The following is a 26,508-nucleotide window of genomic DNA, read 5'->3' on the forward strand; positions in this document are numbered from 1 at the left end:
GATCACAGACCGGCCCTCCTACACGGGCGTATGGCCCTCCAGATAGACACGTACGGGCGCAGGAAGCCCAGCGGCGATGGCTTCCGCGAACGGAGACCAGCGGAGCCGCTCCGGGACGAGCCGCGCGTCCGCGGACGGGGTCTCGCTCAGCAGCTGGCACACGACGAACGAGCGCGTGTCCGGCGGAGCGGTGTCCGTCGAAGCCGTGCCTGTCGAAGCCGTGGACGCCGAAGCCATGTCCGTCGGAGCCGCGGCCGTCGGAGCCGTGTCCGTCGGTCGCAGCAACGTCGAGCCGTCGACGAGATATCCGGTGAGCTCGTACACCAGACGTGCCGCGGTGGCCGTCTCCGATTCGGCTGGTTCAGGAGTGCCTGACGGCAGCCCCCAGCCGCTTTCCGCGTCCACCAGCAGCAGACGCCCGTCGTACACGACGACCGCGCCCACCACGTTCCCGGCGGCCTGCTCCGACGTCATGACCCACCCCTGCCTTCCCGCTCCGCTGCGACGCATCCTTCCTACCCTGGACACACCGGCCCACGCCGGGCCCGCCCCTGACGCGGAGTCTCCACCTCAGCCGCTCACTATTCCCACGACGAGATTGATGGCGGTGGCGAGAATGCCGGTGCCGAAGACGTAGGACAGCAGTGTGTGACGCAGCACGATCGCCCGGATCGCCGAACTCGACACATCGGTGTCGGACACCTGGTAGGTCATGCCGAGGTTGTAGCTGAAGTAGAAGAAGTCCCGGTACGCCGGAGGGTCGTCCGAATTGAAGTCGATCCCGCCCTCGGACTCGTAGTACACGTAGGCGTAACGGGCGGCGTACATCAGATGCAGCGCGGCCCAGGCCGTGAAGACGCCGCACAGGGCGGTCGCGGCCGCGACATGGCCGGGGTCGGACTTGCCGCGCAGGAGCAGCAGCACGATGGCGGCGAGTCCGCACAGGGCCACCGCGACCACCACGAGTTCATCGGTCACGGGACGGAAGTCCTCACGCCGTGCATTGCGGTGGGTGGCCGTGGCGTCCATCGGCCACAGCACCGCCCAGCCCGCCAGGACGAAGGACAGTTCCGTCGCGGCGATCGCGGCCAGTGCGCCCAGGGCTCCGTCGGTCGCCAGCGCCACGGCCACGCCGACCACCGATCCGACGATCGCCGCGCCGGTGAGGCGGGGCACGGCATCCAGCGGCAGGGAGCGTCTCATGCGTCGTCACGGTAGCCCCGTCGCCGTCGGTCAGCGCGCTTCACGGCGTCTGATCGACAGGACGGGGTGCGGGTCCGTCCGCGGGGTGAGTGTTCGTCGACGCACCCAGCGATCGCTCCACCACCCCCGCCAGATGCCGCCCGAACACCCCCTCCGGATCCGGCGTCAGTGTCCGCAGTGCCACCAACGCCGTGATCACGACGTCACACAGCTCGCCCTGCACGTCCTCCCAGGTGTGGGTGACCCCCTTACGGGGGTTCTGGCCGGTCGCGCCGATCACGGCCTGGGCGACCTCGCCGACCTCCTCGGTGAGCTTGAGCATGCGCAGGACGAGGCCCGTCTCGCCGCCGTGGGCCCGGTTGGCGTCCAGCCAGGTCCAGAGGTCCTCGATGGAGGTCCACAGGCCCGGGGGCGTACAAGGCGGTGTCCGCTGTTCCGTCATGGCGGCAAGCCTGCCCTGCCCCACCCGGCGGCTACTCCTCGAACAGGGCCTGGTGCGGCGCCGCCGGGACCATTCAGCCCCGGTCGAACACGCTCCACCAGCGGTTGTCCTGGCAGATCCGCCACGAGGTCCCGTCGGACATGACCGCCCCGGCGCCGCGGGCCGGGTGAGGCCGCGTGCGGGGTGTCTGCCCTGCTCGTCCGCAGCACACTCCCGCTCCGCATCAACCCACACGCGGATCCGGGGCCCCTCCTTGTCCTGGCACGCACGTGTTGAGGCATGTGTCACAGCGGGGCTGTGCCCCACGTGTCAGCGGGAAAACGAGTCTCAACCGAAGGGAGGCTGGTATGTCACGCGATCGGATCGCACTGGCTGAGGTGCTGGCAGCGGCGGAGGATGCCGCGCCGGTGCGCTCCCTCGATGTCGTGGCCCGCAATCTGCGCGAGCGGTTCGGGGCACGTTACGTGTCGTTCCTGTTCGTCGACGTCGTCGGCCGACGACTGCTGCGGGTGAGCGAGGAGGCGGCTACACCCCAGGAGCGTCGCGCTGAAGAGGTCCCCTTCGACGACAGCGTCTACGACGAGGTCCTGCGCACCCAGAAGACGGTGCAGGTGCCGGAGAGCGGGCGCGGGCCCAGGGTGCTCACCCCCGTCACCAACCGCGGCGACGCCCTCGGTGTCCTGGAGCTGTTCCTCCCCGAGGTCACCCAGGAGGTGCTGGAGCAGGTCGAAGAGGCCGCGCACGCGCTGGCGTACATCATCGTCACCGACCGCCGCTTCACCGACCTCTACCACTGGGGCAACCGCAGCACCTCGGTCAGTCTGGCCGCGGAGATCCAGCGCCAGCTCCTGCCCTCGGCCCCTTCCTGTGAAGCCCCGGAGTTCGCCCTCGCTGGCGCCCTGGTACCGGCCGCCGACATCGCTGGTGACACCTACGACTACACCCTCGACTACGACACCCTGCACCTGTCCGTCACCGACGCCATGGGCCACGACGTCAGCGCCGCACTCATGGCAACCCTCCTGGTCAACGCCTCCCGCGGCGCCCGCCGCGCCGGGTGCGACCTCGCCGAACAGGCCCGCCAGACCCACGAGGCCCTCCTCGACCACGGCCGACAGACCTTCGCCACCGGCCAGTTGCTGCGCATCGCCTTGGACGGAACCAGCTCCCAGATCGTCAACGCCGGCCATCCCTGGCCCCTGCGGCTGCGGGACGGCACGGTCGACGAACTGCGTCTGGCCGTGAACCTGCCGTTCGGCGTCGCCACGCACAATGGACCGTACCGGGTGCAGGATGTCGACCTGCGCCCCGGTGACCGCCTCGTGCTGCACACCGACGGCATGCAGGAACGCGAGGCAAAAAAAGTCGACCTCCCCGGCCTCATCCGTGACACCGCCGCCGAGCACCCGCGCGAGGTCGTGCGTACTCTGGCCACCGCGGTCACCGACGCCTGGGACGGCCATCCGCAGGACGACGCCACCGTCCTGTGCCTGGACTGGCACGGCCCACATTTCCGCAGACCGCCGCGCAATCGCCGCCGACGACGCAACGAGTGAGGGCCGACGGGCAGGACCGCCACCGCGTCTCGCCGGGCAGGCCCGCCGCCTGGCCGGCACCGGCTGCCCGGCTCGCGGCCCTCGCCCGGCGTCGTCCGCGGACTACGGCCAAGACACGGGACTCACGCCGCGGGAACGTGACATCGCGCAGCCGGCCGCGTCCGCTCTGACGAACAAGCGGATCGCCGAGCCGTTCTTCACCTCCCACCGCACTGTCGGCGCCCACCCGTGGCAGGTCTGTCCGGAACTCGGCACCACCTCGCGCGGGGCGCTCCGGAACGCCCTGTCCGCCCGGGACTCTGACGGGGACCACTGATGACACCGGCATGACCCGCGGCCCGGCACGTCAGTCGTGGTCGGGAATCGCCGCCAGAATGCCGCATCCGTGCCAATTGGCGGGACACCCTGCTCTTTTCCCACCCGAGCACGGCGGCCAGCACCTGGACGCGAAGCTTGTCGCCGGGACGCGGGTCAGCTCGGGAGGCCGGGGCCGAACACAACGGCCGCGCGGCCGGCGTAGGCGGCTCGGGGCAGGTGCTCACCTCACCTCACCGCCGGACTCGGCGACACCGTGCTGTTCGCCGGCGGAGTGAGGACGACCTGCGGCTGGCCCGCGACGGCGGGCGGCGGGGTCAGGTTCTGGGCCGGAGGGTTTGGCGAGGTGGTTTCCTGCACGAGGACCTGACCGAAGTCGACCATGCCGGTCTTCTCCACGGCGGAGATGTGGTCCAGCACGGTGTCGTTGACCTGGTCGGCCAGAGCGCGGACCAGCGAGTTCCTCGTGGTGGTGCGGACGCTGGCGATCGTGGTGAGGAACTGGCCGTTCGTCGCACGCACGGTGGTGGCCAGGTCCGTGTCGAACTGCTTGCCGCTTTCCGCGTTCAGCCGGGACTCGAAGCTCTGCTGTTGTGGCGACGGCTGGTCGGGCAGCGCGATGCCCAACTGAATGGCGACATCGCGACAGACGGCGTCCAAAGCGGCATCCCCGTCGACCAGATGCTCCCCGACGCTCCTGACCGCCTTCGTCGTCCCCTTCTTCAACGCCCTCTGACCGACGGGGTACTCCCACAATCCGGCCGAGCGCACCTTGACCACGAAATCCCGGTCGGCTTCCGTCAGCGGCCCGGTCGCCGGGGTGGCGACGACCCGCTCGGGTGCGCTGCTGACCTTCTGAACTCCGAGCATGGAGGGGTAGAGGAGGGAGCCGAGGGTGATGCTGAGCGCACCACCCACAAAGAGAGTTCCCATCGCCTTCCGTGAAACGAGCACTGTGTCTCCTGATCCGGTTCTTCGGATCCCGCACACACAGACATACGGATGCGAGGGTTCTGTAGAACCTTCCGGGCTCGTCATGGGTTCGTAAAGCGATCGGTGGGTGGTGAGCGCCTGACGAGCCACCGGTTCTTCGAGCGGCTGTTCCCTGGCCGGTCGGTTCCCCGCGGCGTACGGCCGCGGCGCGGGGTGAGGTGAGCCGCCTGTCGCGCATGCCGCGCATGTCCGCTCAGCGGCGCGAAGAAGGGCCGTTCGACCCTATCGGCGGCGAGGGAAGGGGCTGTTAGGCCCTATCGAGGCCGCGTGCCTCACGGCCGACCATGGAGCGGCGACCGGGAAGGGCCAGGTCCATTCCCGCACTTCTGGTCCTTCCCGGCTCGTCGACGACACCAACTGACGGGGGAGGACGCCGTTCGGTCGATGGGATACAGCAGTTGGGTACGGCGCGGCTGCGCGCCGCTGTTGTCGTGACGCGCGGGGCATCTGGATTTGCGGCGCCGACGGCGCCCAGGCTGCCTGGACGGAGTGACTGGTCGTGTACGCGCGTTCACCGCCTCACACCTGACCTTCCTCTCGCGCTTGGGTTGGGCAGTTGGCCCGGCCGGCGGGTGAGGGTAGATGGGGTTTCGACCATGAGAACCGTCTCCGGCAGAGGCTTCGCGTGCATGTCGACCCGTCCGGCACCGACGTGTCGGGCTCCGCCCTTGGCTCGGGGTGGAGAGGCTGATGCGCAGGTGCGGCCGCTGCGACGGTGCAAGCGACTAGCCCCGTGCTTCCCTCCCGGCCGGTCAGCCGCCCAGCCGTCGGGTGAGCTCCTGCGCCAGTTCGTCACCCGCTGCCGAGACCGTGCTGGTGACCAGCGGGCCGAGCAGAAAGTGTCGTACCGCGTCGGCGAGCGGGGGCAGGCGGCGCCGGAACCAGCCCTGGACGTGCTCCATCGTCGCCAGGTCGGGTACGTCGGCGGTGACGGCCTCCTCCAGTTCGTCGAGTTTGGCCAGTGCGTCGGCCGCGACGTTCGCGTCGAGTCCCGCGGTCTCGATCAGGTTGCGAAGTCCGGCGATGGCCGTCGGCAGGTCCGCCCCGTCCACGACCGGCTCCGTCGCCGGTGTCACGGTGGTGGTCTGGTGTTGTTCGGCGGTGACGTGGTGGCCGACCGTGATCTGACCGGTCGCGTCCCGGCCGACACGGATGGTGACGTGCTGTCCGTCCGAAGGCTGTTCATGCTGCATGGAGTGGTTCCTCAGTACCGGGGCTGAGTCGGGAGGCTGGTCCAGCTCCCGCCGGAGGTGACGGCTTCGCATACGTCGGTGCCTGACGCGTCCTCAAGGTCGTGCGAGGTGGTGACGCATGCGGCGAGCGGCAGGTTCTGCCCGTTCTGGGCGTCACTGCTCTTCTGCCACGCCTTGAAGGCGGTGATCCGCTTGTCTGTCATCGTGAACGTGCAGGTGGCGGAGCGCCGGCCTTCGTCGCATCCGTACCAGACCGGCGTGGTGTCGTACGCTTCAGGCTGCCCGAACCGAAGGGACTTGTACGGGTCGGGTCCGTCGATCACCGCGGTCAGCCGGACGCTGTCGCCGACGGCGAGCCGGAATGGACCACACGCGCTCGACCCGCTGCTGTCGCGCGTGGCATGGGCATCGAAGGTGTCGTGGAAACACTTGCCGGCCGCACCGGTGACCGTCACCCGCCAGTTGCTGGGCATCGAGATCACGTAGGGATACGTGACGGGCATCGCGTCCGAGGGGCTGGGACGCCCACAGATGGCGCGGCCCTTCGCGTCTTCGGAGCCGTCGGTGGAGACACACACCGTCTTCGCCTTGTCGGCGGTGATCGTGCACGAGGAGGCCGCCGGGCCTTCCTCGCACCCCCAGTAAAGGATTCTGGTGCCGGCCGGCAAGGTTCCCGCCGGGTCCACGGACACCGGGCCCTTGCGGCCCTTGGCCGTCTTCACCACGGTCGTGCAGTCGGTGCCGGACGCGTCCTGGCGGCAGCCTGCCTGGGGTGTGCCGGGCATGGTGACTCTCAGGGCTGAGGTGATGACGTGGACCCTGACCGGCACGGTGTCCTCGCCGCCGCTGTGCAACCCGAGCACGGTGCCGCCCGCGACGGTGGCAGCCAGACCGCCGCCCAGGACCAGTTTGGCGCCGATGCCCAGTTTCGAGGCTGTCGCCTTGGCGGTGGTTGCCGGACCATGGCCGTGGACCGGGGCTCGACCGGCTGACGAGGTGGGATCGTGAGACGCGGTGTGCCCACCGCCGTGCTGGCCGACGGCGGTCTGAAGAGAGCCGGGGTGGCACAGGGACGTGCCGTGCTCGGCTGCGTGCGCCCCGCCCTGGTCGCCGAGCTCGCGCCACAGTGTGGCCGCCAGGGTGAGTGCCGCCGCGGCGGCGATGCGCTTTCCGGTCACCAGCCGGCGGATGCCGTCCTCATGGGTGAAGTAGGCGATCAGGGGGCGGTCGCCTGCCTTCCGGGCCGCTGCGCCTCCCCGCTCCAGGATCCGGCCCCAGGCGCCCATACGCAGCGAGAGCGCGGTGCCCGGGGCAGCGGTCCGGGCCAGCCGTGCACCGGGCGCAGGGTGTCCTGCCGCCGTGACCGCGTCGACGAGGCCCGCGATCAGCCCGGCCTGTGCCGCGAGGTCGACCGGGGTTCGCTCCGGTTCGGCCACCCAGTGCCGCAGGCGTTCGCACAGGGTCACCAGCTCGTCCGCGTCCGCCTCGGACCCGGCGCGGGTCTCGCGCGGCACACCTGGCGCCTGTCGGTAGCCGTGATCCGTTTCCACAGCCAGGCCTGCCGTCACCAGCCGGTCGCAGACGTTGCGCATGTCGTCCAGGCCACGCGCCGTGTCGGGCTCGCCGTCAGTCCACTGAGGAAGGAGCATCGACAGGAGACTTGGGCCGGCGCCCCCCTCGCCGGCCAGTGCCAGGATCCGCCTGACTGCGCGCTCGCGCGCGGAGAGCCGCTCGACGACCAGCGGAAGCAGTTCCGCGACCTGGGCCGGACGAGGCAGCGGACCCCCGGACCGGTCGGCCACTGCGGCTGCGGCGAGCAGCGGCAGCGGGGCACCCTCGGTCAGCCGCCACAGCGACTTCGCGGCCGGTAACTCGTCGGTGTCGAGATCCCGTGCCAGGGTCCGTTCCAGCAGCTCAAGGGAGTCCGCCTGTGCCAGTCCGCCCAAACGCCTGGCAAGGCCCTCGCCCCACAGGGTGCGCTCCGTGGTCGTCATCAGGTAGGAGGCGGACGGGGCGGCGTCGAGCAGTTCGTCCAATTCCTCTGCCGGACAGCCGACATCGTCCAGTAGGAGTCGGAATTCGTGCCCGGTCATGAGGGCACGCAGCTCAGCCCGGCCCGGCCGGTAGCCGGGCGCCTCGTAGCATGCTTCGAAGATGTCCTGGAGCACGTCGCCGAGCTCGCGTCCGGTCGCGGACAGGAAGACGACCCGCTGCCCGTCCTCGGCCATGCGATGCGCCACCCTGCGCAGCAGCGTGCTCTTGCCGATGCCGGCGGCCCCGTGCAGCTGCACCGGGCCACTTCGTTCCACCATCCGGACGAGGTCGGCCGTCTCGTCCTCGCGCCCAACGATGTCCAGGGCTGGGCGCGGTAGCAGCGTCACGTCCTGCCGTGGAACCGGGGTGGGCAGCTGGTCCGACTGCACCACGGTGACCGTGGAATAACTGCCCGCCACCTGAATCACATGGTGTCCGACCGCGATCTGCCCGGTGACATCCCGGCCGACTTCGATACCTGTCGCACCAGTCATCCCGTCCCCCATCCCCTCTCCGGCGTTCCCGTCCAGGGAATCCCCTCGGGGCGGAAAGCCTCCCGCGCGCAGCACCACGGGGACAGGGCGCGTGGAGGCGCCCGCCGGGCGCCTCCACGCAACGCACCACCCTTCATGCGCGGACGCAGCGTCTTGGCATTGGCAGCGGAGATCAGGCAAGGCGTCTGCCGCCGCCACTGCGACCAGCGGTACGACGGTCAGTACCGCCAGGTACCCTCGAACACGTCGTCAACGCGGCCCGACGGGCTTCCGCTCCACCCCGGTGGAGTCTCGAAGGACATGCCCCCACCCGCACGAGTCTTTTCGTGCTGCCTGGGGGAAGTCCTTGCTGTTCCGCGCGTCCGCGGAAACGGTCGCCGTCATGGCACTCGACGGTTCGCTGTTCCTGCACCTCACCGACAATTTCGTCCACATGCACGGCTATCGGCCCGGCGTCTCGGAGGCGCGTTCCTGGGAGCGCAGCATCCCCGTCCTGGCTGCCGCACTCAACGACGCCGGCCTGGGCGACGTGGAGGTCATGCTGGAGTACTCGCTCCCGCTGAACAGCAAGCGCGCCGACGTCGTCCTCGCCGGAGTGCATCCGGTCACAGGGGAGCCGTCCTACGTCGTGGTGGAACTGAAGCAGTGGAGCCAGGCAATGCCCCAAGAGGACGACCCCTCCCTTTGTCACGTCGACGCCTATGCCCAACCGGTTCTCAACCCCATCGAGCAGGTGCGCCGCTACTGCGAATACCTGGTCAATTTCAACGGGGCGGTGTCCGACCACGGGCACCGGGTGGCCGGAGTGGCATATCTGCACAACGCCACCGAGTTCGGCGTGGCCGGGCTGCGGGAGATCGAGCGCGACGGCAAAGGCCTGCTCTTCACCGCGGAACGCCGCGGGGCCCTCCTCGACCACCTTCGTACGAGGCTGAGCGACAAGCACCCGGGGGTCCGGGCGGCGGACGAACTCCACGCAGGAGCCACGGTGCCGTCGAGGCAGCTCATGTCCGTGGCCGCTGAGGAGGTGCGCGAGCGCACACAGTTCGTCCTCCTGGACGAGCAGCAGGTCGCGTACCGCATGGTGCTCAACGCGGTGGAGAAGGCGAAGCGGGCCGACCACAAGGAGGTCGTCATCGTCACGGGCGGCCCCGGCACCGGCAAGAGCGTGATCGCTCTCCAACTGCTCGGCGAGCTCTACCGGCGCGGGGTTCCGGCGCTGCACGCCACCGGCTCGCAGTCGTTCACGAAGACGATGCGGAAGGTTGCCGGAGCCCGCAAGCGGGAAGTCCAGGACCTGTTCAAGTACTTCAACAGCTTCATGACGACCGAGAAGAACAGCCTGGGCGCCCTGATCTGCGACGAGGCACACCGCATCCGGGAGACCTCGGCCAACCGCTACACCCGCGCGGAGAACCGTACCGGCAGGGCGCAGATCGACGAACTCATCGACGTCGCCCACGTGCCCGTCTTCTTCCTCGACGAGCACCAGGTCGTCCGCCCCGGCGAGATGGGCACCGTGGCCGAGATCAAGGCGGCAGCGGCGAAGCGGAGCATCCCCTGCAGCGTCGTCCCGCTGGACAGCCAGTTCCGCTGCGGCGGCAGCGACGCCTACCTGCGCTGGGTGGTCCGTCTCCTCGGCCTGGAGCCGGGCGGCCCGGTCGTGTGGGAACCCGACGACCGCATGCAGTTGCTGGTCGCCGACAGCCCGCAGGAGATGGAAGCCTTCCTCGAAGCCCGCCGGACCCAGGGCTACGGCGCCCGTATCTCCGCGGGCTACTGCTGGCGCTGGTCCCCGGAACCCAAGCCCGGCGATCCGCTCCCGCCCGACGTCGTCATCGGTGGCTGGGCCCGTCCCTGGAACCTGCGCGGTGACCGCTCCGTTTCCGGCGCGCCCCCGGCCGCCCTGTGGGCCACCGACCCGGCGGGCTTCGGACAGGTCGGCTGCGTCTACACAGCTCAGGGCTTCGAGTACGACTGGTCCGGCGTCATCATCGGCCCCGATCTGGTCTGGCGCGGCGACCGCTGGGTGACGGACCGCACGGCGTCCAAGGATCCGGTGTTCAAGCGCTCGACGCCCGACGCCGACGTGGACCGCCTGATCCGCAACACGTACAAGGTGCTCTTGACCCGCGGAATGGTCGGCACGGTCCTCTACTCCACGGACCGGGAGACCCAGGAGAAACTGCGGGAGCTGGTGGGTGCTGCGCAGCGCGTGGCCGTCACGGCGTGAACGACCGGCCTCAACCCACAGCTTTTCCGCCAACTTGCCGCTGACACATGCCATGAGTTGGTGGGAGGGGCTCGCGTGAGCTGCCGCGCTCTCTAAGATCGCCGTACCAATTGCGGCCCGACGGGCTTCCCCCATGCGAGGACACGCCCCCACCCGCACGAGTCACTCGTGCCCTGGGGGAACCACCTCGTGTCCATGCTCCTGCTGAGGCTGTCTGCGCAGGACCTGCTCGCTCTGAACTCGCGGCGCCGGATGGTGCCCCACCTCGCGGCGAGGTGGAAGCACTTCCGGGGGACCGATGCCTCGCTCACCGAACGAGAGGCTTGGGCGGAAAGCCTGGTCGAACTGGCCAACGACCTCATCGAGGCAGGTCGCGGCAGTGTGGAGATGATCGTCGAATGCGGCGCGACCGTCGATGAGCCCGAGAATCCGAGCGACCAGCGACTCATCGACGTGGTGCTCGCCGGTTACCACCCAAAGACCCACCGTCCGTCGTTCCAACTCGTGGAGTTGAAACGGTGGTCGACGGTCACGAGAGTCGAGCAGGCCACGGCCGAACTGGTCTACGTTCCGGGAATCTCCGAGCCGAAACGGCACCCGGCCCTACAACTGGGCGAGTACTTCCAGCTTTTCATCGGCGACAAGGGCCCGCTGGCCGGGCATCGCATCGAGTGCGGTGGCTTCACGTATCTGCACAATGCCACAGAGGAATCCGTGAAGCCGTTGCTGACCGTCGATGCACCCATGGGGCCGTACGCGCGCACCTACACCAAGGACCGTCGCGACAGGCTGCTCACCGACCTGCGCGAGCACTTCGCGGAAGAAGGCGGCGACTCGGCAGCCGAACTCCTGTTGAGAGGCATGAACCTCCGCAACACGCCGCTCCTCGACGCAATGATCAGGTCACGTGGCGAGGACACCGTATTCGCGCTGCGGGGCAAGCAGAAGGAGGTTGCCGAGGACGTGCTGCTCAAGGCGTCGCTCATCCTCGATGACCCTGACCAGCCGGCCCTCCTGGCGGATGACCGCCGTGCCGTCTTCATCATCACGGGTGGGGCGGGCACGGGAAAGAGCGCTGTCGGACTGCAACTCAAGGCGGAGTTCGAAGCTGCCGGACGAACGGTCAAGTACGCGAGCGGCAGCCGGGCCTTCAACGGCGCGCTGCAGGAGCACGTCGGCTACGGCGACAAGGAGTTCAAGGAGAGCTTCACCTACTTCAGCAACTTCGTCACGCCACCCGAGCCGCCTCTCGACGTCCTCATCTGCGACGAGGCCCACCGCCTGCGGGACCGCACCACCAACCGCTACCTGCCGGCCGAGCGGCAGGGAACGAAACCTCAGGTGGACGAGCTGCTGGATGCCTCCCGTCTCACCGTGTTCTTCCTGGACGGCAGCCAGACGGTTCGTCCGAACGAGGTGGGCACCGTCGACCTGATCGAGGACGCGGCCAAGGCCCGCGGCCTCGTGCCGGCCCGTCACGAGCTCACCGACCAGTACCGCTGCGGGGGAAGCGACGGATACGTGCGCTGGGTGCAGGACCTTGTGGGACTGACAGGGGACGAACCGCGGACCTGGACCCCTGACGGGCTGATGCACGTCGAGGTCGCCGACAGCCCGGAGGAGCTGGAGCGGATTATCAGGACCGAGTTCGATGCCGGCGCCTCGGCACGCATGGTCGCTGGCTTCTGCTGGCCCTGGACCAAACCGCGGGGCAAGGGAAAGGGGAGATGGCTGGAGGCGGACGTCCGCATCGGCGGCTGGCATCAGCCCTGGAACGCCGACAGCGGCAGCTGGTGCGAGAACGGGACCGTGCCTCCCTCGAAGATCTGGTCGGTGGACCCGGCCGGAATCAACCAGATCGGCTGCGTCTACACCGCACAGGGCCTGGAGTGGGACTGGTGCGGCGTGATCATGGGCGAGGACATGGTGCGCCGCGACGGCCGCTGGGTCTTCCGGCGCGGCAAGGCGCGCAAGGACCCGCAAGCGGGGGTCAAGCGTGTCGCTGTCCCCGGTTCCTTCGACCCCAGGCTGCGATGGAAGAACCTGAGCGAGGAGGACTTCGCTCGGTGCGTCCGGCACGCGTACCACGTCCTCATGACCCGGGCGAGCCGTGCGACCGTCCTCTACTCCACGGACGAGGAGACGCAGGCCTACCTGAAGGAGGTCGTCGGTGACGTGCAGATACACGGCCTGCGACCCACGTGGGAGAACCTTCCGCCCATAGCCAGAGTCCCTCACCTTCCCCGACCGAAGGGGAAGCGCAACCGTGCCCGCAACCGGAAGAAGAAGCAGAACCAGACCCGCCCTGAGCAGCCACCTCTCTTCTGAGAGGAGTGGCGGGCTCGCCGGGCCCGCCACATGCCTGCCTCAGACGAGCAGGTGCGCTGCCGCCGCCAGCGCCTCCAACACAAGGTTGGAGACGACTCCGGCGGCGGCGCCGACCAGGATCTCGCGGATCCAGGAACGACGCGCAGGTTTGTACTCGACCGGTTCCATGAAGGGCCACTCCAGGTTGTGAGTTCGGAATGGCAGGGATCGCCCTACCGGGCATCCGCCCTCACCTAAGTGAGGTCCACGTGGTGGATTCACCATCCGTCACTCACGACCAGCGGACTGGACCGCGGCTCCGCCGAGTACCCTCCGGGAAGGTGCGCAGCGAATGGCAAGCCTAGCGCAAAGCTCGGACACCGGATCTTGCCAACTCCCAGGCCTCCGGGCGGAGTCAGAACTCAAGACCGGCCCAGGCCGTCTTCTGTGCAGGCGTACGAGGTTCCGTCCCCACGAGGCGGTCAGCGCCTCGATGAGCAGGAGCTCACGCCCACGGGCCTCAATGGTGTGCACGGCTGCGGGGAGCGTTGGCAGCGCGCCCCGACCGACTGGCGCACGGCCCGCGAGGACACAGGTGAGCGCCTCGTACTGCCCGACGCGGACCACCGTGCCGTACGCGGCCTGCAGGTTCGGCGTCGGTTCGCTCGGCTCGCCCTGCTGCGGCGAGTGACAGGTTCCCGGCCCGGGGCTGAGTGCGGTCGGTGATGGTTCGAGCCCACTTCGCAGTCGGAGGACCCCATCCGTGCGGTTCGTGATGGAGGTCCAAGCGGCGCGTGTCAGGCGCTCAGAAGATCTTGCAGAGCGTCATCGCGCGCGTGTCGACCCCGCCCGGTGATCCGAGGACGGAATCGCGCCCGACGTAGATGGTGTACAGGGGCGCCCCGCTGGTGATCCATTCAGCGGTTTCGGCAAGGTGTGTCCGCTCTTGGTCATCCCAGGGCCGGATGCCGCTGAGCAGACTCTTCAGCCGGGCGCGAAGCGGTTGGTCGGGAACGCCTGCGGAGTCCACGGTGATCACGGCGACATGATGGCAGGGAGCTGCCACCACTCGCGGCTCAAGCCCGAGGTTCAGGAGAACTTCAGGCACAGGGGCGTACAAGGCGATGTCCGCGTTCCGTCATGGCGGCAAGCCCGCCCCGCCCCCACCCACGGCTACTCCTCGAACAGCGACTCCTGCTCGCCCTCCTTGGCCCGCCGCACCCGCCGGTTCCGCGCGCCGATCACCACCGCCGTCGCCGCCGCCGTCACCCCCAGCGCCGCCGGCACCATCCACCCCCGGTCGAAGACATGGCCGAACGCGTGGTCCAGGGAGAGGCGCCCGGGGCCGGTCACCGCCAGGCCCGTTGCGGCCAGGCCCAGACTCGCCGCGTACTCGTAGCCGCCCTCCGCCGCGAAGAAGCCGTTGGGCATGTGCAGGGCCGCCGCTCCCGCCATCGCCCCGGCCGCCGCCGCACCCGCCGCCGGCGTCGCCAGGCCCAGCGCCAGCAGGCTCCCGCCGCCCGCCTCCGCCAGCGCGCTCTGCCTCCCGGGCGCGTACCCGACCGACTCCATGAACTGGCCCGTGCCCTCGATCCCGCCCCCGCCGAACCAGCCGAACAGCTTCTGCGCGCCGTGCGCCGCCAGCACCCCGCCGGTCCCCAGCCGAGCAGCAGCAGGCCTACGTCACGTCGGTCGTAGCAGGTCACGGAGTGCTCCCATCGGCGACAGCGGAACGCGGGTCTCCACCGTCGCACCCGCGCCACCCGGTCGGCCCGCCCGCGCCGCCGTTCGGGTGGCGGGCCACCGGGACCGATGTGACGCTGACTGACATGACGATCAAGACTGCCAAGCTCAGCGACCCCGCCGTCCGGGCCTTCGTCACCGCCGTCAACGCCAGCGACCGCGAGCGCTTCCGGGGCCTGCTCACCCCGGACGCGACCATGGCCGACGACGGCTCCGACCGGAACCTCGACGACTGGATCGACCGGGAGATCTTCTCCTCCAACGGCCACATCGACGTCGACAACGAGTCCAACGGCGGCCGCTCCCTGGTCGCCCACTACCGCAACGACACCTGGGGCGAGATGGTCACCCGCTGGGACTTCACGGTCGAGGACGACGGCCGCATCTCCCGCTTCGAGACCGGGCAGGCGTAGCGGCAGGGCGGCGGGTCCGGTAATTCCCTTGTCTTCGTGCGCACTTCAACTTCTAGCGTCTGGGGCATGGAACACGACAGCACCACCAGGACCCTGGGACGTTCCGGCATCCGGGTCAGCGCGCTCGGCTTCGGCTGCTGGGCCATCGGAGGTGAGTGGCAGGACGCCACCGGGCAGCCGCTCGGCTGGGGCAAGGTCGACGACGAGGAGTCCGTACGGGCGGTCCACCGCGCCCTCGACCTCGGCGTCACCTTCTTCGACACCGCCGACACCTACGGCGCCGGCCACAGCGAGCGCGTCCTCGGCCGTGCCCTCGGCAAGCGGCGGGACGAGGTCGTCGTCGCCACCAAGTGGGGCAACGTCTTCGACGAGGAGAGCCGGACGCTCACCGGGCACGACGACTCCCCGGCCTACGTCCGTCGCGCCCTCACCGCCTCCCTGCGCCGCCTCGGCACCGACCACGTCGACCTCTACCAGCTTCACCTCTCGGACGCCGACCCGGCCCGCGCCGCCGAACTGCGTGATGTCTGCGAGGAACTCACCGAAGAGGGTCTCATCCGCGCCTACGGCTGGAGCACCGACGATCCCGCCCGCGCCGCCGTCTTCGCCGAAGGGGCGCACTGCACGGCCGTGCAGCACACCCTCAACGTGCTTCAGGACGCGCCGGAACTCATCGCGCTGAGCGCGCAGTTGGAGCTCGCGAGTATCAACCGCGGTCCGCTTGCGATGGGGTTGCTCGGCGGACGGCGAGCGGCGGCCACGGCCGGCGACATCCGCAGCAGGCCGCCGGCCTGGCTGCCCGGGTTCGGGGACGGCGACGGCGCCGATCCCGCGTGGGTCGAGCGGATCGAGGCCCTGCGCGAGGTCCTCACCAGCGGCGGGCGGACCCTGGCCCAGGGCGCCCTCGGCTGGATCTGGGCGCGCAGCCCGCGGACGGTCCCCATCCCCGGCTTCCGGTCGGTCGCCCAGGCGGAGCAGAACGCCGGCGCGATGGCGAAGGGGCCGCTCACCGCCGAGCAGCTGGCCGAGATCGACCGGCTCCTCGGACGGTGAGCGGCCCCGTGCCGCTCACCTGCGTCGGTCAGTAGCCCTGGCCACCGCCGTACTGCTGCTGCACGTACGGCTGCTGGTCGTACGCCGCCTGCTGCTGGTCGCCGTACCCCGCCGCCTGCTGGGCGAAGCGCCGGCCGTCGCCCTGCTCGGTGAGGGTGATCTGGCCGGCCTTGATGGTGGCCAGGCGCGGGGCGCGGCGGGCGATGGAGGAGTCGTGGGTGACCATGATGAAGGTCAGGCCGTACTCGTGCCACAGGCCTTCGAGCAGGGCCATGATGTCGTCGCGGGTGCCCTCGTCGAGGTTGCCGGTCGGCTCGTCGGCGAGCAGCACCTTCGGCTTCTTCACCAGCGCGCGGGCGATCGCGACGCGCTGCTGCTGGCCGCCGGAGAGCTCGGCGGGGGCGTGCGTGAGGCGCTCGCCGAGGCCCACCGAGCGCAGCGCCTCCGCTGCCCGCTCACGGCGATCGGCCGGCTTGATGCCGAGCGGGACGAGGGCCGTCTCGACGTTCTCCTGGGCGGTGAGGGTCGGGATCAGGTTGAACGACTGGAAGATGATGCCGATCTTCTCAGCGCGCAGCCGGGTCAGCTTGGTCTCGCTGATCCGGGCGAGGTCGACGCCGTCCAGTTCGACGCTGCCCTCGGTCGGGCGGTCCAGGCCGCCGATCATCTGGAGCAGGGTCGACTTGCCGCCGCCGGTCGGGCCCTGGATGACGAGCTGGTCGCCGTCCTCGATGGCCAGGTCGACGCCGCGCAGCGCCTCGACCGTCTCCTTGCCCCGCGTGTAGCGCTTGGTGACTCCGGTGAGTCTGTACATGGGTTCTCCACTGGGTGCTGTAAGGGGGTGGGGGCGCCGCGTCCCGGGGGGAGTGGAAGCGGCGCCCCGGCTCGGGGGCGGGGTGTTACGCGACGCTGCGCAGGGCGTCGGCCGGGCGCATCCGGGAGGCCCGCCAGCCGCCCATCGCGCCGGCGATCAGACCGCCGGTGACCGCGAGGCCGACCGCGAGCGCGATGGTGGTGAGGGAGACGGGCGCGGACAGCGCGATCTCCAGGGTGTTCTGGGAGGCCTGCTGGCCGGGACCGCCGCCGCCCGGGCCGCCGCCCGCACCGCCACCGCCGGTGCTGCCCAGCTGGGCGGTGAGCTTCGGGCTGATCGCGGTGACCGCGTAGGCCGCGCCGACGCCGAGGGCGATGCCGAGGGCGCCGCCGATCAGGCCGTTGACCATGGACTCGCCGACCACCTGGCGGGTCACGTTGCGCGAGGGCCAGCCGAGCGCCTTCAGGGTGCCGAACTCGCGCACCCGGCGGGACACCGCGGACGAGGTCAGCAGGGCCGCCACCAGGAAGGCCGCCGCGAGCACCGCGATGGACAGCCACTTGCCGACGCTGGTCGCCAGGCTGGAGGCGGTGGAGAGGGAACCGGAGACGGTGGACGCCAGGTCGGCGGAGGTGGTGACCGTCGTACCCGAGATGTTGGCGGTGATCTCCTTCTTCACGGCGGAGATCTGCTTGGAGTCGGTCGCCTTGACGTAGATCGTGGTGACCTGGTTCTTGGCGTCGCCGAGGGTCTGCGCGACCTTCAGCGGGACGAACACGTCGGTGTCGGACTCGCTGCTGTCCGGGGTGGCGATGCCGATGACGGTGAACTTGGTGCTGGAGATCTTGAAGGTCGAGCCGACCTTGTACTTCTTCTCCTTGGCGTACGACTTGCTGACCACCGCGACCTTGGCGCCGGTCTGCGTGGAGGTGAAGGTCTTGCCCGTGGTGATCTTCATGGTGGACAGCGGGCCGAGGCCCTGGTGGGCCACGTCGACGCCGGCCACGGAGTAGCTGTTGACGTTGAAGTTGGCGCCGCCGCCCTGGACCTGCGGCGCACCGCCCGAGCTGCTGGTGCCGCCGCCCGGCTGCCCCTGGCCGCCGCTGGTGCTGCTGCTGCCGCTGGTGGAGGACTTCGCCTTGCCCTGGGTGAAGGAGCCGTCGACCTTGGTGACGTTGAGGGAGAGCGCTCCGACCGCGCTCTCCACGCCCTTCTGGCCGGCGACCTGGGTCACCAGGGACGACTTCAGGGCCTGACCGCCCTGCGTCTGCACCCGGTCCGAACTCTGGGTGGAGCTGCTGCTGGACTTGGCGTCGAACTTGAAGTTCGGGCCGCCTGAGCTGCCCGAGGTCGGCGCCGTACGGGCCTTGGTGACCGTCATGTCGGTCCCGAGGCCGTACAGCGACTTGAGGACCTTGTCCTGCGCCTGAGTCATGCCGGCCGACACCGAGTTGACCGTGATGACCAGCGCGATACCGAGCGCCAGACCCAGAGCGATGACCAGGGCAGCCTTCTTTCTGCGGCCCAGCTCGCGCTTGAGATAGATGCCAAACATCCCGTTCCTCGAAGGTTCTTGGCGCCCGCTGTGGACGCGAGCTCAAGTTAGGGAGGAACCTTTGAGCAGCCCTGGGTAAAACATGTGTCAGAGCTGAGAAAAGGGGAGGTCTTAGCAAACTTTCATAAGACAGCAAATTCCAGGCGGGGCGAGGGGTACTGCCAGGTAGCCCCGGTGGCCTGCGGTGTACGGTCCCGGGATGCGCGATTCCTCTCGGCTGACCCGGCGTGCCGCCCTCGGACTGACGGCCGCCGCTCTTCCCCTGTCCGCGGCGGCCCCTGCCTCGGCCGCCCCCGCCTCGGCCGCCACCGTCATAGGCGGCGAACGGCTGGCCCGCGGCGGCATACAGGTACGCGGAGCCGCCGGCCTGCTCAAGAAGATCACCGCTCGCGCCTGGCTGGTCGCCGACTGTGACAGCGGCGAGGTGCTCGCCTCGTACAACGCGCACCGGCGGCTGGCGCCCGCCTCCACCCTGAAGATGCTGTTCGCGGACACCGTGCTGAAGAAGTTCGAGCGGACCGAGCGCTACAAGGTCAAGGACTCGGACATCTCCGACGTCCCGGCCGGCTCCAGCCTGGTCGGCATCAAGCCCGGCCTCACCTACACCGTCGAGCAGCTGTGGCAGGGCGTCTTCCTGCGCTCCGGCAACGACGCCGTGCACGTGCTCTCCCACATGAACGGCGGGATCGCGAGGACCGTCGCCGAGATGCAGGCCAAGGCGGCCGACCTGCAGGCCCTCGACACCCATGTGGTCAGCCCCGACGGCTTCGACCACCCGGGCCAGCTCTCGTCGGCGTACGACCTGACCCTCTTCGCCCGGCACGGGCTGAAGAACGACGACTTCCGCGGCTACTGCGGCACGCGGACCGCGAACTTCCCGGCCGGCGGCAAGAAGACCTTCCAGATCCAGAACACCGACCGCCTGCTCACCGGCGCCTGGGGGCTCGACGTCTACAAGGGCCTGTTCGGCGTCAAGAACGGCTACACCAGCCACGCCGGCAACACCTTCACCGGCGGCGCCACCCGGGACGGCCGCACCCTGCTGGTCACCGTGATGCACCCGGCCCCCGCCACCAACGCCGTGTACGAGCAGACCGCCGCACTGCTCGACTGGGGCTTCGGGAAGGGCGGTTCGGCAGCGCAGTCGGTGGGCCTCCTTGTGGATCCGCTCAGCGAGGGCGGGGCGAGTGCGAGTCCGTCGCCGTCCAAGGGGCGGGGGGCCGCGGGGGCGGCCGGGGCGGCCGGTTCCGGGTCGTCGGGACCGTCGCCGTGGCGGGTCGCGGAGGGCGGGGCGACGACGCTCGCGCTGCTGGGCGCGGGCGCGGGGGCGTGGGTGCTGCGCCGACGGCGGCGGGCGGCAGGTGCCGGCGCCGCTGCCGTCCCCGGCTCGGGTGACGCGCCCGTCGGCTCGGACGACACGACGGCCAGCTGACGTCACGCGGCAGCCGCTCCACCCACCGGTGCGTACCCGCGGTCCCACGCGGGTCCACCCCCACCCCGGTCCGGTGGAACGGCTGCCGCCTCCCCCCTCGGTGTGGTCGGCGGAATGCCAGAGCCTCAACTGTGAAGTTCTGGTGGAGGAGAGTTGAGCATAGGCCCGTTACCGGCCGCGATATCGCGGACGTCTGCATTCCGCTTGTGCAGGTTGTGGATTGTCCGACTGAACGGCGGTTCAGCCCCGGCCCACGTACGGCATCGCCGTCGCCAGCACCGTCGCGAACTGCACGTTCGCCGCGAGCGGCAGCTCGGCCATGTGCCGCACGGTCCGCGCCACGTCGGCCACGTCCATCACGGGTTCCGGGGCGATCTCCCCGTTCGCCTGCAGCGCGCCGGTCTGCATCCGGGCCGTCATGTCCGTCGCCGCGTTGCCGATGTCGATCTGCCCGACCGCGATGCCGTACGGGCGCCCGTCGAGGGACAGCGACTTGGTGAGGCCGGTCAGCGCGTGTTTGGTCGCGGTGTAGGCGACGGAGCGCGGACGGGGCGTGTGCGCCGAGACGGACCCGTTGTTGATGATCCGCCCGCCCTGCGGCTCCTGCGCCTTCATCTGCCGGAACGCCGCCTGCGCGCACAGGAACGCCCCGTTGAGGTTGGTGTCCACGACGTGCCGCCAGGCGTCGTAGGACAGGTCCTCGACCGGCACCTCGCGAGGGCCGTTGATCCCCGCGTTGTTGAACAGCAGGTCAACCCGCCCGAACCGGTCCACGGCCGCCGCGAACAGCCCGGTCACGTCGTCGGGTTGTGAGACGTCGGTCCGTACGGCGACCGAGTCGCCCTCGGGCACCAGCGCGGCCGTCTCCTCCAGCGTCGCCGGGCGCCGTCCGGCCAGCGCCACTGACCAGCCGGCCCGCAGCAGCTCCGCGGCCACGGCCCGGCCGATACCGGAACCGGCGCCGGTGACCACGGCGATCTTTGGTTGCTTGGTGTTCATGGGGTCGCAGCGTAGGCGCTCCGCTGGGAGGGCTGCGTTGCGTCGTTGGCCGGGTGCGGCGCCGTTGGGGCTGGTCGCGCCCACGCGGCGGAGCCGCATATCAGATACAGCCCCGCGCCCCTTTGGCGCTTTCAGTTCGGGCGCCCTTCAGAGCTCGCCGGGGTAGCGCACGCCGATCTGCTCTCGTAGGCCGTCCAGGGTGCGCATCACCGCGAGGGTGCCGTTGAGGGGGACGAGGGGGGATTCGGTCTCGCCGGCCCGCAGGGCTCGCATGACCTCTCGGGCCTCGTGGCGCAGTGTGTTGCGTGGCCCGTCGGTCGGGTCCAGGGCGAACACCTCCGGGTCGCGGCCGTCGCGGTGCAGGACGAAGCATTCGGGGTTGAAGAAGCCGTCCGGGATGTCGATCCGGCCGCGGGAACCGGTGACCGAGGCGGTGGTGCCGGTGCCGCCGACGATGGAGCAGTGCACCGACGCGAGAGCACCGCTCTCCCAGGAGAGCAGTGCACCCGTCTGGAGATCGACGCCCTCGTCCGAGAGCACCGCTCGCGCCGACATCCCGTCCGGTTCGCCGAGCAGCAGGTGCGCGAACGACACCGGGTACACCCCCAGGTCGAGCAGGGCGCCCCCGGCCAACGCCGGGTCCCGCAGCCGGTGCGCCGGCGGGAACGGGCCCTCCAGGCCGAAGTCCGCCTGCACCGTCCGTACCTCGCCGATCGCCCCGTCCGCGACCAGTGCCGTCAGTCGCCGGATCAGCGGGTTGCAGTACATCCACATCGCCTCCATCAGGAAGCGGTCGTGCGCCTTCGCCAGCGCCACGAGTTCCCCGGCCTCACGGCTGTTGACCGTGAACGCCTTCTCGCACAGCACGTTCCGCCCGGCCTCCAGGCACAGCCCGGCGGCCGCCCGGTGCGCCGAGTGCGGAGTGGCGACGTACACGACGTCGACGTCCTCGTCCCGGGCCAGCGACTCCCAGTCCCCGTAGGCCCGTCCGATCCCGAACCGCTCCGCGAACCCCTCCGCCGACTCCCGGGACCGCGAGGCCACCGCCACGATCTCCGCGTCCGGCAGGTCGACCAGGTCCGCCGTGAACGCGGCCGCGATCCCGCCCGTCGCCAGGATCCCCCACCGCACGCTCTGCTCACCCATCCCGGCCGCCCACCCTCGCTCACGTGTTTCCCGGCAGTCTGTACGAGCTGAGAGCATATGCGGGGGCCGACGAGGGTCATCAACAGCGGACCCGGCGGGACCGACGAAGAGAGGGGTCGACCAGCGCCCCCGAAGGGGCGCGGGGAACTGCGCGACCAGCCACAACGGCGCCGCAGTCGACGGGCGGCGCATCGCGGGACACCGCGAGACCTGCGAGAACCGCGAGATCTCACGAAGAAGGGGGACACATGCCCGAGCAGCCGGCGTCGTCGAGCCTCGACGCCCAGGACGCCGCCGTGGCCGTGCTGCGGCGCCACGCCGTGCCCGCCGCCCGCCGTACCGGCTTCCTGCTGGTCCTGGCCCTCGGCGGGCTCACCGCGACGCCCCCGCTGGCGATGGACATGTACCTGCCCTCCCTGCCGGCGGTCACCCGCTCCCTCGGCGCCCCCGCCGCGACCGTCCAGCTCACCCTCACCGCCTGCCTCGCCGGCATGGCCCTCGGCCAGCTGGTGGTCGGCCCGATGAGCGACCGCTGGGGCCGTCGCCGCCCGCTGCTCACCGGCCTCGCCGTCTATGTCCTCGCCACCGCCCTGTGCGCCGTCGCGCCGAACGTCGAGACCCTGGTCGCCTTCCGTCTCGTCCAGGGCCTCGCGGGCGCGGCCGGCATCGTCATCGCGCGAGCCGTCGTACGCGACCTCTACGACGGCGTCGCCATGGCCCGCTTCTTCTCCACCCTGATGCTGGTCTCCGGGACCGCCCCGATCGTCGCCCCGCTGATCGGCGGGCAGATCCTGCGGGTGACGGACTGGCGGGGCGTCTTCGTGGTGCTCACGGTCGTCGGAGCGCTGCTCGCCGCGCTGGTCTGGGTGCGGCTCCCGGAGACCCTGCCGCCGGCCGGGCGGCACGCCGGGGGAGCGGCCGCCGCCGTCCGCGCCATGCGCACCCTCCTCGCCGACCTGCCCTTCACCGGCTACATGCTCGCGGGCGGCTTCGCCTTCGCGGCCCTCTTCGCCTACATATCCGCGTCCCCGTTCGTCATCCAGGAGATCTACGGCGCCTCCCCGCAGACCTTCTCCCTCCTCTTCGGCCTCAACTCGGTCGGACTGGTGATCGCCGGGCAGGTCAACGGGAAGGTGCTGGTCGGCCGGGTCAGCCTGGACAAGGTGCTGGGCGCGGGCCTGGTGGTGACCGTCGTCGCCGCGACCGCGCTGCTGCTGATGGCGGCCGGCGCCTTCGGCCCGGTCGGGCTCGCCCCGGTCGCCGCCGCCCTCTTCGTGCTGATGTCCGCGATGGGCCTCACCCTGCCCAACGCCCAGTCCCTCGCCCTGCTGCGCACCCGGCACGCCGCCGGGTCCGCGTCCGCGCTGCTCGGGACCTCCTCGTTCCTCGTCGGCGCGGTCGCCTCGCCGCTGGTCGGGATCGCCGGGGAGAGAACCGCCGTGCCCATGGCGATCGTCCAACTGGCGGGGACACTGGTGGCGCTGGCCTGCTTCGTGGGAATGTGCCGTCCCTGGGCAGCACGTGGGAACACCCGTGCGAGCGTGGAGGGAGCAGAGAGCTGAGCGTACCGAGACTGCGCGTCGAGATCCCGGCACGGGCCGGCCTCGACCCCGCGGAACTCAGGCACCTCGTCCGCGAAGTGCACGGCCTCACCACCGGTGAGCGACCCTGGGCGGCCGGGGCCGTCGTGGTGGCCGGACGCGGACCCGCGATCGCCGTACAGGAGGCGTCCGGCTGGGCCGTGCGCTACTCCGCGTACGCCCCCGCGACCGACGCCGGTGTCGGACTGCCGCCCGCCGCCCGGGTCCCGGCGACCGTCGGCACCCCCTTCGACCTGGCCTCCCTCACCAAGCTGTTCACCGCGGTCGCCGCCGTGCAGCAGCTCGAACGCGGCACCCTCGGCATCGACGCCCGGGTCGGCGCCTACCTCCCCGACTTCCACGGGGTAGCCGCCCACGGCACCACCGTCCGCCAGCTCCTCACCCACACCTCGGGACTGCGCCCCGAACTCCCGCTGTACGACTGCCCCGACGACACGGCCCGCCTCGACCTGCTGCGCGCGGAGGCCCCGAGCAGCGCCCCCGGCGCCTACCGGTACTCGGACCTCAACATGCTCCTCCTCCAGCACGTCCTTGAGCGGATCACCGGCCGCCCCCTCGACGTCCTGGTCCGCGACGGCATCACCCGTCCGCTCGGCATGACCGACACCGACTTCGGCCCCTGCCCGGGGGCGGCGGCCACCGAGGACCAGCGGCGGCCGTGGGCCAAGGCGGACCGGGGGATGCTGCGGGGCGTCGTGCACGACGAGAACGCCTGGGCGCTGGGCGGGGTGGCCGGGCACGCCGGGCTCTTCGGCACCGCCCGGGACCTGGCGGTCTTCTGCCGCGCCCTGCTCGCGGGCGGCGCGTACGGCCCCGCACGCATCCTCGGCCCCGACTTCGTGGACCTGCTGCTGGCCCCGCCCGGTCTGGGCTTCCTGGTGGACCAGCGGTGGTTCATGGGCGAGCTGGCGGGACACGGCGCGGCGGGCCACACCGGGTTCACGGGGACGAGCCTGGTCCTGGACCGGGCGACGGACACGTTCCTGGTGCTGCTGGCCAACACGGTGCATCCGCGCCGCCGCCCCGGCGACAGCGCCCCGCGGGCAGCGGCGGCGACCCGCCTTGCCCGGGCTGTCCATACAATCGCCGGGTGAACCACCCCATCCCACCGGCCGACCGGCTCCGGGCCACGCTCTCCGACCTCCTCGACGGGCTGCCCCCGAAGCAGGCCGCCGGAGCCGTCGAGCGGCTGATCGCCAACTACCGCGGGGCCACCCCGACCGACGCGCCGATCCTGCGGGACCGGGCGGACGTGGTGGCGTACGCGGCGTACCGGATGCCGGCGACCTTCGAGGCGGTACGGTCCGCGCTGGCGGCGTTCGCCGACGCGGTACCGGAGGGATGGACGCCGGGCAGCCATGTGGACGTCGGCGGCGGGACGGGCGCGGCGACCTGGGCGGTGACCGACACCTGGGAGGGCGCACGGCCGGTGACGGTGCTCGACTGGGCCGAGCCGGCGCTGGCCCTCGGCCGGGAGATCGCCGCCGCGAACCCGGCGCTGCGGGAAGCGAAGTGGCAGCGCTCTCGGATCGGAGCGGCGCTCACCATCGAGAGCACTGATCTCGTCACGGTGTCGTACGTCCTCAACGAGCTCGACGAGACCGGCCGCGCCGCCCTCGTCGACGCCGCCGCGGCCGCCGCGCAGGCCGTCGTCATCGTCGAGGCCGGCACCCCCGCCGGCTACGCCCGGATCATCGAGGCCCGGGACCGCCTGACCGGCGCCGGCTTCCACGTCGCCGCCCCCTGCCCGCACAGCGCCGCCTGCCCGATCGTCCCCGGCACCGACTGGTGCCACTTCTCCGCCCGGGTCAGCCGCTCCTCCCTGCACCGCCAGGTCAAGGGCGGGTCACTGCCCTACGAGGACGAGAAGTTCAGCTACGTGGCCGCGACCCGCTTCCCGCCCGTCCCGGCACCGGCCCGGGTGGTCCGCCGCCCCCAGATCCGCAAGGGCCAGGTCCTGCTCGACCTGTGCGAGACCGACGAACAGCTGCGCCGCACGACGGTCACCAAACGCCACGGCGACCTGTACAAGGCGGCCCGGGACGCGGACTGGGGAGACGCCTGGCCGCCGCGGTGACACCGCCCGTGACACCGCCCGTGACACCGCCCGAGACACAGCTCCCGTACCCCCCGCTTCGCACCCAGACGGGGCCATAAGGCATCCTGGCCGGACGACAGCGAGGCGAGGCGATAGATGAGCGCGACGTTCGGCGGCCCGAGCGGACGGCAGGGCAGACTCTCCCGGTGGCTCCGCGGACGCCGCCCGAAGGACGCGAACGCCGCCGGCGACGCCGGCCGTGCGGACCTGCTGCTCGCCGCCGCCGGAGCCGGCCTCCCGCTGGCCCCCGCCGCACACCCCGCGCCCGGCTACGGCTGCTCCTGCGACCGCGTCGGCTGTCCCACCCCGGCCCGGCACCCGGTGTCCTTCGCGTGGCAGACGCAGTCCACCACCGACCGCGCCCAGATCGAGCGCTGGGCCCGGCACCAGCCGCAGGCCAACTTCATCACCGCGACCGGCATGACCCACGACGTCCTGGACGTCCCCCTGGAGGCCGGCCGGCAGGCGCTGGAGCGGCTGCTCGCGAACGGCGTCGAGGTCGGTCCGGTCGCCGAGAGCGACGACGGCCGCCTGCTCTTCTTCACCCTCACCCGGGGCACCCCCGAGGACGAGGACGAGTGGTGGCCCTGCGAGCTGGACTGCCGTCCCGAGACCATGGACGAGCACCCGGGGCTGCGCTGGCACTGCCGGGGCTCCTACGTCCTCGTACCGCCCGCCCGGCTGCCCGGCGACGGTGACCGCCGGGTGCACTGGGTACGCGGCCCCGAGCACGCGCTCCCCGACCCGCTGAGCCTGCTGGAGACCCTCACCGACGCGGGCGCCCGGTACGCGGGCGAGGAGGCCGACCAGGTGGGCGCGGCCTGGTAGGCGCGCCGTGGGAAGCGCCGGGTCGTCGGTCGGCTGCGGCGCCGTCGTGGCTGGTC

At 70.9% G+C, this 26,508-nt stretch carries 23 protein-coding genes and 1 pseudogene; 11 read left to right on the plus strand and 13 right to left on the minus strand.

Annotated features, from left to right (window positions below; all coding sequences use genetic code 11):
• Positions 1-18 precede the first annotated feature (18 nt).
• The 3 genes from ACWGKQ_RS08505 to ACWGKQ_RS08515 form a co-directional block, all read right to left on the minus strand.
• Complete coding sequence (locus ACWGKQ_RS08505) at positions 19-474, minus strand: NUDIX domain-containing protein (RefSeq protein WP_453291114.1); 456 nt, start codon at positions 472-474, stop codon at positions 19-21.
• A 96-nt stretch (positions 475-570) separates the two neighbouring features.
• Entirely contained in the window at positions 571-1,203 is a 633-nt protein-coding gene (locus ACWGKQ_RS08510; protein WP_453291115.1) for a DUF1345 domain-containing protein, read from the minus strand.
• 40 nt (positions 1,204-1,243) lie between these two features.
• On the minus strand, positions 1,244-1,645 hold the full coding sequence (locus ACWGKQ_RS08515; RefSeq protein ID WP_453291116.1) for a MazG-like family protein: 402 nt from the start codon (positions 1,643-1,645) through the stop codon (positions 1,244-1,246).
• A gap of 347 nt (positions 1,646-1,992) precedes the next feature.
• Here ACWGKQ_RS08515 and ACWGKQ_RS08520 point away from each other — a divergent pair, with 347 nt between their 5' ends.
• Together ACWGKQ_RS08520 and ACWGKQ_RS08525 are read left to right on the plus strand one after the other, a co-directional pair.
• On the plus strand, positions 1,993-3,201 hold the full coding sequence (locus tag ACWGKQ_RS08520; RefSeq protein ID WP_453291117.1) for a PP2C family protein-serine/threonine phosphatase: 1,209 nt from the start codon (positions 1,993-1,995) through the stop codon (positions 3,199-3,201).
• A gap of 49 nt (positions 3,202-3,250) precedes the next feature.
• Positions 3,251-3,517, plus strand: a complete 267-nt coding sequence (locus tag ACWGKQ_RS08525) for a LuxR C-terminal-related transcriptional regulator (RefSeq protein ID WP_453291206.1) — start codon at positions 3,251-3,253, stop codon at positions 3,515-3,517.
• Between the two features lie 227 nt (positions 3,518-3,744).
• Here ACWGKQ_RS08525 and ACWGKQ_RS08530 read toward each other — a convergent pair whose 3' ends face one another.
• From ACWGKQ_RS08530 to ACWGKQ_RS08540, 3 genes are all read right to left on the minus strand, one after another.
• Positions 3,745-4,449 (minus strand): DUF4142 domain-containing protein, encoded by a 705-nt coding sequence (locus ACWGKQ_RS08530; RefSeq protein WP_453291118.1) that lies wholly within the window; start codon positions 4,447-4,449, stop codon positions 3,745-3,747.
• A gap of 812 nt (positions 4,450-5,261) precedes the next feature.
• Positions 5,262-5,702 (minus strand): hypothetical protein, encoded by a 441-nt coding sequence (locus ACWGKQ_RS08535; protein WP_453291119.1) that lies wholly within the window; start codon positions 5,700-5,702, stop codon positions 5,262-5,264.
• Between the two features lie 11 nt (positions 5,703-5,713).
• Complete coding sequence (locus ACWGKQ_RS08540) at positions 5,714-8,230, minus strand: hypothetical protein (protein WP_453291120.1); 2,517 nt, start codon at positions 8,228-8,230, stop codon at positions 5,714-5,716.
• A gap of 346 nt (positions 8,231-8,576) precedes the next feature.
• Between ACWGKQ_RS08540 and ACWGKQ_RS08545 the strand changes: the two genes are divergently transcribed.
• Together ACWGKQ_RS08545 and ACWGKQ_RS08550 are read left to right on the plus strand one after the other, a co-directional pair.
• Positions 8,577-10,463, plus strand: coding sequence for a DNA/RNA helicase domain-containing protein (locus ACWGKQ_RS08545; RefSeq protein WP_453291121.1), 1,887 nt, complete (start codon positions 8,577-8,579; stop codon positions 10,461-10,463).
• Between the two features lie 195 nt (positions 10,464-10,658).
• Positions 10,659-12,791, plus strand: coding sequence for a DUF2075 domain-containing protein (locus ACWGKQ_RS08550; RefSeq protein ID WP_453291207.1), 2,133 nt, complete (start codon positions 10,659-10,661; stop codon positions 12,789-12,791).
• A 39-nt stretch (positions 12,792-12,830) separates the two neighbouring features.
• Here ACWGKQ_RS08550 and ACWGKQ_RS08555 read toward each other — a convergent pair whose 3' ends face one another.
• From ACWGKQ_RS08555 to ACWGKQ_RS08565, 3 genes and pseudogenes are all read right to left on the minus strand, one after another.
• A complete protein-coding gene (locus tag ACWGKQ_RS08555) occupies positions 12,831-12,959 on the minus strand; it encodes a DUF6408 family protein (protein ID WP_240678240.1) in 129 nt (42 codons plus the stop codon).
• Between the two features lie 616 nt (positions 12,960-13,575).
• The gene (locus ACWGKQ_RS08560; RefSeq protein WP_453291122.1) at positions 13,576-13,809 is read right to left on the minus strand and encodes a hypothetical protein; all 234 of its coding nucleotides are present in this window, start codon (positions 13,807-13,809) and stop codon (positions 13,576-13,578) included.
• Between the two features lie 134 nt (positions 13,810-13,943).
• A pseudogene (locus ACWGKQ_RS08565) lies at positions 13,944-14,476 on the minus strand (DoxX family protein).
• Positions 14,477-14,599: 123 nt separating this feature from the next.
• Here ACWGKQ_RS08565 and ACWGKQ_RS08570 point away from each other — a divergent pair.
• A complete protein-coding gene (locus ACWGKQ_RS08570) occupies positions 14,600-14,926 on the plus strand; it encodes a nuclear transport factor 2 family protein (protein ID WP_453291123.1) in 327 nt (108 codons plus the stop codon).
• A 66-nt stretch (positions 14,927-14,992) separates the two neighbouring features.
• Entirely contained in the window at positions 14,993-15,979 is a 987-nt protein-coding gene (locus tag ACWGKQ_RS08575) for an aldo/keto reductase (RefSeq protein ID WP_453291124.1), read from the plus strand.
• A gap of 28 nt (positions 15,980-16,007) precedes the next feature.
• On the opposite strand, the gene ACWGKQ_RS08580 is transcribed toward ACWGKQ_RS08575, so the two are convergent.
• Both ACWGKQ_RS08580 and ACWGKQ_RS08585 read right to left on the minus strand, forming a co-directional pair.
• Positions 16,008-16,793: an ABC transporter ATP-binding protein gene (locus ACWGKQ_RS08580; RefSeq protein WP_453291125.1), complete on the minus strand. Its 786-nt coding sequence runs from the start codon at positions 16,791-16,793 to the stop codon at positions 16,008-16,010.
• An 85-nt stretch (positions 16,794-16,878) separates the two neighbouring features.
• Positions 16,879-18,348, minus strand: coding sequence for an ABC transporter permease (locus tag ACWGKQ_RS08585; protein ID WP_453291126.1), 1,470 nt, complete (start codon positions 18,346-18,348; stop codon positions 16,879-16,881).
• 199 nt (positions 18,349-18,547) lie between these two features.
• On the opposite strand from ACWGKQ_RS08585, the gene ACWGKQ_RS08590 reads away from it, so the two are divergent.
• Complete coding sequence (locus ACWGKQ_RS08590; protein ID WP_453291127.1) at positions 18,548-19,780, plus strand: D-alanyl-D-alanine carboxypeptidase family protein; 1,233 nt, start codon at positions 18,548-18,550, stop codon at positions 19,778-19,780.
• 240 nt (positions 19,781-20,020) lie between these two features.
• Here ACWGKQ_RS08590 and ACWGKQ_RS08595 read toward each other — a convergent pair whose 3' ends face one another.
• Positions 20,021-20,779, minus strand: coding sequence for an SDR family oxidoreductase (locus ACWGKQ_RS08595; protein WP_453291128.1), 759 nt, complete (start codon positions 20,777-20,779; stop codon positions 20,021-20,023).
• Between the two features lie 147 nt (positions 20,780-20,926).
• On the minus strand, positions 20,927-21,925 hold the full coding sequence (locus ACWGKQ_RS08600) for a Gfo/Idh/MocA family protein (RefSeq protein WP_453291129.1): 999 nt from the start codon (positions 21,923-21,925) through the stop codon (positions 20,927-20,929).
• 248 nt (positions 21,926-22,173) lie between these two features.
• Here ACWGKQ_RS08600 and ACWGKQ_RS08605 point away from each other — a divergent pair, with 248 nt between their 5' ends.
• From ACWGKQ_RS08605 to ACWGKQ_RS08620, 4 genes are all read left to right on the plus strand, one after another.
• A complete protein-coding gene (locus ACWGKQ_RS08605) occupies positions 22,174-23,487 on the plus strand; it encodes a multidrug effflux MFS transporter (protein ID WP_453291130.1) in 1,314 nt (437 codons plus the stop codon).
• Positions 23,427-24,620, plus strand: coding sequence for a serine hydrolase domain-containing protein (locus ACWGKQ_RS08610; protein WP_453291131.1), 1,194 nt, complete (start codon positions 23,427-23,429; stop codon positions 24,618-24,620). The genes ACWGKQ_RS08605 and ACWGKQ_RS08610 overlap by 61 nt, the downstream gene beginning before the upstream one ends.
• Positions 24,617-25,603, plus strand: a complete 987-nt coding sequence (locus ACWGKQ_RS08615; RefSeq protein ID WP_453291132.1) for a small ribosomal subunit Rsm22 family protein — start codon at positions 24,617-24,619, stop codon at positions 25,601-25,603. Before ACWGKQ_RS08610 ends, ACWGKQ_RS08615 begins: the two co-directional genes overlap by 4 nt.
• A 117-nt stretch (positions 25,604-25,720) precedes the next feature.
• Entirely contained in the window at positions 25,721-26,452 is a 732-nt protein-coding gene (locus tag ACWGKQ_RS08620) for a bifunctional DNA primase/polymerase (protein WP_453291133.1), read from the plus strand.
• The last annotated feature ends 56 nt before the right edge of the window (positions 26,453-26,508 follow it).

The sequence above is a fragment of the Streptomyces sp. NPDC054770 genome (genome assembly GCF_053611985.1).